5 protein-coding genes are annotated in these 6,000 nt (G+C 59.3%); 1 reads left to right on the top strand and 4 read right to left on the bottom strand.

Going from position 1 to position 6,000, the window contains the following annotated elements; all coding sequences use genetic code 11:
- Positions 1 to 333 precede the first annotated feature (333 nt).
- On the bottom strand, positions 334 to 897 hold the full coding sequence (locus QKW60_RS12265) for a GFA family protein (protein ID WP_282369059.1): 564 nt from the start codon (positions 895 to 897) through the stop codon (positions 334 to 336).
- 67 nt (positions 898 to 964) lie between these two features.
- Between QKW60_RS12265 and QKW60_RS12260 the strand changes: the two genes are divergently transcribed.
- A complete protein-coding gene (locus QKW60_RS12260; RefSeq protein ID WP_282369058.1) occupies positions 965 to 1,612 on the top strand; it encodes a hypothetical protein in 648 nt (215 codons plus the stop codon).
- A 145-nt stretch (positions 1,613 to 1,757) separates the two neighbouring features.
- On the opposite strand, the gene QKW60_RS12255 is transcribed toward QKW60_RS12260, so the two are convergent.
- From QKW60_RS12255 to QKW60_RS12245, 3 genes are all read right to left on the bottom strand, one after another.
- Positions 1,758 to 3,134, bottom strand: coding sequence for an FAD-binding oxidoreductase (locus QKW60_RS12255; protein WP_282369057.1), 1,377 nt, complete (start codon positions 3,132 to 3,134; stop codon positions 1,758 to 1,760).
- Between the two features lie 254 nt (positions 3,135 to 3,388).
- Positions 3,389 to 3,607, bottom strand: a complete 219-nt coding sequence (locus tag QKW60_RS12250) for a tautomerase family protein (protein ID WP_282369055.1) — start codon at positions 3,605 to 3,607, stop codon at positions 3,389 to 3,391.
- A gap of 664 nt (positions 3,608 to 4,271) precedes the next feature.
- The gene (locus QKW60_RS12245; RefSeq protein ID WP_282369053.1) at positions 4,272 to 5,999 is read right to left on the bottom strand and encodes a Mur ligase family protein; all 1,728 of its coding nucleotides are present in this window, start codon (positions 5,997 to 5,999) and stop codon (positions 4,272 to 4,274) included.
- Position 6,000 lies beyond the last annotated feature (1 nt).

Here is a 6,000-nt window from a genome sequence, read left to right as displayed (position 1 = left end):
TTCCAGAGCCCCATCGCCTTCGAGCGAAAGGCCCGGGAAGTGAGCTAAACGCTCTCCACCAAAGCCGGGCAAGTCCACCGTGCTTCCAGTTCCAGTGCGCCTTGCCGCGCGGAGCGCCGCCACCCGCGCCGTGAACGCGGCACACGGCCCACCCGTTGATCGCCGGTGCCTTGCGCACCTCTCCGGTGCGCTTGACCGCGGCGTGGCACCGTGGCGCGTCTCTGAGGCGCTGGGCGGGGCTCATGGGGTTGGCTCGGGGTTCGCGGCGTACTGGCCAACCGAATGGCCGCACATCGGACGTTGCAGACATTGGGCCGAGGCTGATGGAACAGTTCAGCGCCCGACCAAATACGGCAATGTGTGTACAGTCGGTTCTATTGCAGTCCCGTCGTTTTCGGTGGCATGACGGTCAAAGGTCTTGAAGCCCGCCGGAAGGATAGTTCCCGGGCGTGCTTCGGAGACAAAAATGTGTTTGCTGTTCTCGGGCGAGGTCAAAATCGAACTCGGATCATCAAGAGTGCCGATATAGATGCCCAACCGATCCGGCCAGCGCTCGAATGTCAGTGCAAGCTTGGTTCCGCAACTCGAGCAGAAGTGAACGTTTACGTCTTTTCCGCTACCTTCCGAAGGGAGTGTATAGACCGACGCCTTGCCTTCGGTGAACACAAAGTGCTGGCGTTCGAAGATCGGTTCAATCATTCGGTCCGAACCTGTGGCGCGCTGGCAAAACCGGCAGTAGCAGATCGTGACCCAGAGGGGTTCGCTGCCGGTGGTGTATGCCACATTTCCGCAAAGGCAGTGGCCAGCGTGTCCATCCGACATATCCATTTCCCTTCCACCACCAAAAGATGTTACATCGTAACACACCCGGAGTTCGGTGACGCGATAATAGTCCAACGGTGGCTCCCGGGCTCAAAGCGGTCATTGCTCACTTTGGCTGCCAAATGTTCAGCAAGAAGGGCTCGTGCTAATAATCATCATCATATTTGGTATGGTCGCGAGATCGAAGGATGCTGTTACGCAACTGCTGATGAGGGAATTAGCAATGACCCGTTTAGGATACGTCACACTAACCTCGGTATTCTTGTTGGTATCCCCTGCGCTTGGCCTTGCGCAGGAATCTCCAGCCGCATTGGCGGCAAGCGCGTCGAGCGACGCACCCGTTGTTCAGGCATTCCAGAATATCGAAAGGGCAGCCAGGGTCGTTGATCATTATGTCGCATACAGCATAATTGCCTCTTCGGGCGGCTGGCTAGTTGTCGACGCGTACGGCGACAATTCGGTCAGCAATAGCTATGTTATACGTAACAACGTTGACGATCAGAAGCTCGAGGTGTCGCGCGCGGCAGCGACGGTGGATCGAAGCAAGACCGCCACGGAAGCTGAAAAGAATGCCGCAAAAGATGCTGCTTCCAGTATGAACGCCGTATTTGAAGCTTCATTGGCAATCGCGGAAAGCCTCGAATCAGGCAATCCCAGCAAAGCCGCAGAGTTTTACAGGAACATGTTTATCGAACCGCAAGAGGCGGCGTTGCGGGCGTCGCACACTGGCGCGTCCAATACAAATAAGCGTCTCAACAAAACTTTGCTTGCGATTCGAATGCTTAAATAGGGAAGGGAAGGCACTCCTTGCATCTTCCTCCCGAGCAGGTTTGAGTCTACTTCAGTTACGTCCGAAGAGCAGGCGTTCATACTGGCTGCTGGTGCTGCCCCGCAGCGAATGGCTGCTTTGAGCCCTTAGTGCCTTTGCACAAGTTTTAAGTTGCTTGGTCTCTATTCGGTTCTGAAACGCCGTGCGCCGGGGCGATATTCTGGTTCAAGCGAAAGAGGTTGCTTGGGTCGTATTTAGCTTTCAGTGCCGCCAGTCGATTGTACTTGGTCTTTCCATACGCTAGCTCAGAAACCCGTTGTCCAACATCGCTCTGCTCGTTTACGTAGTTACCGACTTGAGAGCGGGCTTCAAGCCTTTGGCCCGCCTCGCGTCCCCAGGAAAGGCACTGCTCGTCTTCCAGAGCGTCATCCCAGATCGCCTGTGCCAACCAAAAGAATTCTGCCTGGCGTCCAGTATAGGCTGTCGCGTCGTCAGAGACATCTGACACCGCACCTCCGAGATGAATCATGAAGAATTCGGAGTCCTCATTAGGAGCATTACTGCTCAGATCCGCCATTTCGCGGATAACTCCGGGGTTCAGATCTCCGAAGAAACCGCCCTTGCCGTAATAGCGTCTCCCCCAACGCATGAAATCGTCGCTCCTGCTCTGAAGTTCTAAGAAGTCCATGTCTTCGAGACCGCCGTCTCCGGGTCCCGCTAGATTTCCGAAGGGTGCAACACTTTCGTGACCCAATCCGTCGGGTCCGTTGTAAAACGCTGTCACGCGGAGCCCCGATTTGGTCAGTCCTATGGTGTGGGTCTGCGAGCGTGGAGCACGTTTAGCAAGTGCGGATAGGCCTTCCAAAGCCTCTGCAACCCTTGTCGGCGCATAGTTCCAAACTCCGACTGAAATTGGACCGAGTGTATGCACACGGAACTGAAACCTTGTCACGATCCCAAAATTTCCACCACCTCCCCTCAAGCCCCAGAACAGGTCCGGATGGGAGGAGTCGCTGACTTCGAGAATTTCGCCATTTGCCGTTACGACTTCAGCAGAAACGAGGTTGTCTATCGTCAGCCCGAACCGTCGAGACGTCCAACCCATACCGCCACCTAGGGTCAGGCCGCCAGCACCGGTATGCGACACTACTCCGGCGGGGACTACGAGGCCGTATTTGGCGGTAGCTCTGTCGACGTCTCTCAGGAGAGCACCACCTCCAACATTGGCAAGACGCGCCTCGGGGTCGACCGAAACAGTGTTCATCCTCGACAAGTCTAGAACAATGCCGCCGTCACAGGTCGAAAAGCCGGGAAAGCTGTGACCGCCGCACCGTACAGCGAGAGGAAGGCCAGTGGTTGCCGCCAGTCGGACAACTTCCGAAACTTGCTTCACGTCGCCCGGTCGAATGATGGCTGATGGTCGACGGTCGATCATGTCGTTCCAGACGCGACGTAGAGATTCGTAACTCGGCGCTTCAGGATCAATCACGATATCCCGGGGTAACCTTCCGAGCAGTTCGCGCAAGATACCGGACGGCTGCATCGATGATTCTCCATGCTTGGTCGCTGTACGTCATTCTAGTGAAGCGCAATACAAGGTGTCACTTTGAATTCTTTCGCCGAGTCCGCTTCTTCCCTCTTTGAAGACGCCGTCGAACATCCGAAGTGTGTTTTGTCTGCGAAGCGAAGTTTAATCAAACAGGAACGCTGCTTGGTATCGTACGGCAGCTTCGTCCCGCATAGGGGCCATTGAGCAGTTTTGGCCTAGCGTCCGCTCCGAGCCCTGTGCGTACTGGGCTAACCTTTGGCCTTCAACTCCAGAGCACTTTCGGTTGTCCAAACACCGTCAGCCCCGCCCCAATGCCCGCTCCTTACCTCGTGAACTCGGACAGACGTGTTGTCTTGCATCGTTTTGCCAGCCACTGTTCCGAAGGCTTTGGCCGTCTCACTTATCAGCTGCGCCTTTTCCTTTTCGGAGAAGACGCCTTCCAAAACGTGAATGTCGATCAGAGGCATGGGTTCCACTCCTTAGTCGGCATGTCGAGCCACCTTAACATGCAATGGGCGGTTCTGTCCGCAGTCCAGACATTCACCGCCCCCACACCGCCCCACCTAGCCGCCCCTAGACGACCACTCCTCCTCACCATAGCCTCCCCCATCCAGACCACTCCGCCGTCCACCAGCGGCCCAGAGAGTGGCCCTAGGTGGCAGTCTGGGACCAGTGGTAGCAGGGCAGCAGGGTGCAGCCGGTGGCATCGCCCAGCGCCACCCAGAATGCCCCAGTTAGTGCCCCAGTTTTGGCGGTCGCTGGCGGTTCTCGATGTTTCTCAACGATGGGGAGGGAATCCTACCGCCCCAGCCACCCAGTTCCGCAATTCGAGACGGTGCGAGGTTGACCCCGGATAGTCGCGCGTTTTCCGCGACTTGCGCGGAGGGGGCGTTTGCACAGACCGCCAGGGCAGCGAGAACGGACGCTCAAATCGGCCATAGTCTGCGTTTGCCATTTTCGCGGCGCGAGGGTTGGAGAGGGTCAATCAGAGTGAATAGACCGTGTGGCGCTGGTCGTTCCAGTCGGACGGAGGCGCGTGGCGGCCCGATACGACCGATGTCCGAAGGTCTTCCTCTCCGGTATCGTTCTCGCGGCAACCGTCCCGTTGTCATTACGAAACCTGACCCTCAGTCACACCTGCAACATTGATACGACTTTCTGCCGTTCGTCATGGACCAAAAGTAAGGCCACGTCGCCTGGTGCCAGCTTTTCGACGATCAGGCTGGCACCATGTGAAGGACTGTCAGCCAGAATGACCTGACTGTCCGTCAAGCCGAGGTCGAGACATTGCTGGCGGATGAGCGCGGGAATCTCTCCGCGCTGACGACCGCGCAGGTATTTCGGGTTTTCTGCTGCCACGACGACGTCGGGTCGGAGTTGGAACGCGCCGCGGGTCAGTGCGCGGATGTCTTCGTCCGACCGGTCGCCGGCATGGGTCAGCAGGACGAACCGGCGCTGCGCAGGAATGGTGGCAAGGGCGCTCGTTACCGCCGCAATGGAATGCGGGTTGTGCGCGAAATCGACGAAGACGCGGGCCCCGCGCACCGAAAATTCATTTGCGCGACCCGGATTGTCGATCGGGTCGCTTCGGAATGCCGACAGCGCCGTCCTGATAGCCGCATCGGGAAGGCCAAGCGCGCGCGCCGCCAGTGCTGCACCCAGCACATTCTCGATATTGTAACGGGCCGCACCGCCGAGGGTCAGCGGCACGTCGGCGACGGCAATCACCTGGATTTCGGATGTTCCGTCTGCCAGGACGATCTGATCGTTATCGAGCCAGGCGCAGGGGTCGCGGCGCGAGCGGGCGGCGCGTATCTCGGCGTTGTCAGATCTGAGTGAGAACCACGCTTTCGACGCGTCGGCTTCGCGTGCCGCTTCAACCACCTGTGGATCATCGGCGTTCAGGATCAGTACGCCATCGGGAGCGAGCGCCCGGTGCACGGCCAGCTTCACACGGGCGAGTTCGGCAACCGTGTTGATCCCGTATTGCCCAAGATGGTCGGCCGCGACGTTGGTTACGACCGCCGCCCGGGCGCGCGTGACCGGCACGCCCCGGCGCAGGATGCCGCCGCGCGCGACCTCCAGAACGCCGATCTCCAGCCGCTTGTCGCGCAGAAGCAGCCGCGCGCCCGCCGGGCCGGAATAATCCCCCCTGTCGAGGATATCATCGCCCACCCGCACAAACTCAGTCGAGGAGAGACCGGCCACTTGACCCGCAGCCCTTGCCATCGCGGCGATCAGCCGGGTGGTGGTCGTCTTGCCGTTTGTGCCGGTCACCAAAGCGAGAGGAATGTCATGCAGGCGTGACCAGTTTGGCGATGGCGGAAGATCCGTGGTCGTCCAGGTGTCCGACCCCGTGCCGTGGCCGAGCGTCAGCGCATCGTCGTCGAGGAGCCGGTCCACCCCGCGCTGCGTGGCCTCTGACACAAGGGCGGCGAGTTTGGGATTGGCTTCTGCCCTGGCTATTCGGTCGAGGTCGGCGCGCATCCGATCGCGCGGTATCGCGTCGAGGCCAAGGAGTTCCGTCGCCGTGTAGTACCACGCAGCTTCGACAATGAAGGCGGCGGTAAAGAGCTGATCTACTGCGGCGGGAAAGAAGAGGCTGGCGCCACCCTCAAAGGGCCGGGTGCGGATCGGTGTCGACGTCCAGCCCAGCCCGTCGAGCAGGTCACGGGTGTGACGCACCCACACTTGCAGCATCACATCCGGATCGACACTGGAGGCCAGACCGTCGCCGACCGCGCCCGGTTCCCGCCCGTAAAGGTTCGGCCCAAGCAGCCTGCGGCAGCCATCCAGAACCAGTGCCGGATGGTCCGGCACCGGGATATCCAAAACGTCCTGCAACGCGTCGGACTGCATG

The organism is Albidovulum aestuarii, assembly GCF_029961185.1.
Classification (GTDB): Bacteria; Pseudomonadota; Alphaproteobacteria; order Rhodobacterales; family Rhodobacteraceae; genus Albidovulum; species Albidovulum aestuarii.
The sequence above is the reverse complement of the archived record's forward strand: the minus strand, read 5'-3'. Positions and strand labels throughout refer to the sequence as shown.

Excerpts from the sequence above, each read along its gene's own strand:
- QKW60_RS12255 (WP_282369057.1), bottom strand. The coding sequence starts at position 3,134 with ATGCAGCCGTCCGGTATCTTGCGCGAACTGCTCGGAAGGTTACCCCGG.
- QKW60_RS12250 (WP_282369055.1), bottom strand. The coding sequence starts at position 3,607 with ATGCCTCTGATCGACATTCACGTTTTGGAAGGCGTCTTCTCCGAAAAG.
- QKW60_RS12245 (WP_282369053.1), bottom strand. The coding sequence starts at position 5,999 with ATGCAGTCCGACGCGTTGCAGGACGTTTTGGATATCCCGGTGCCGGAC.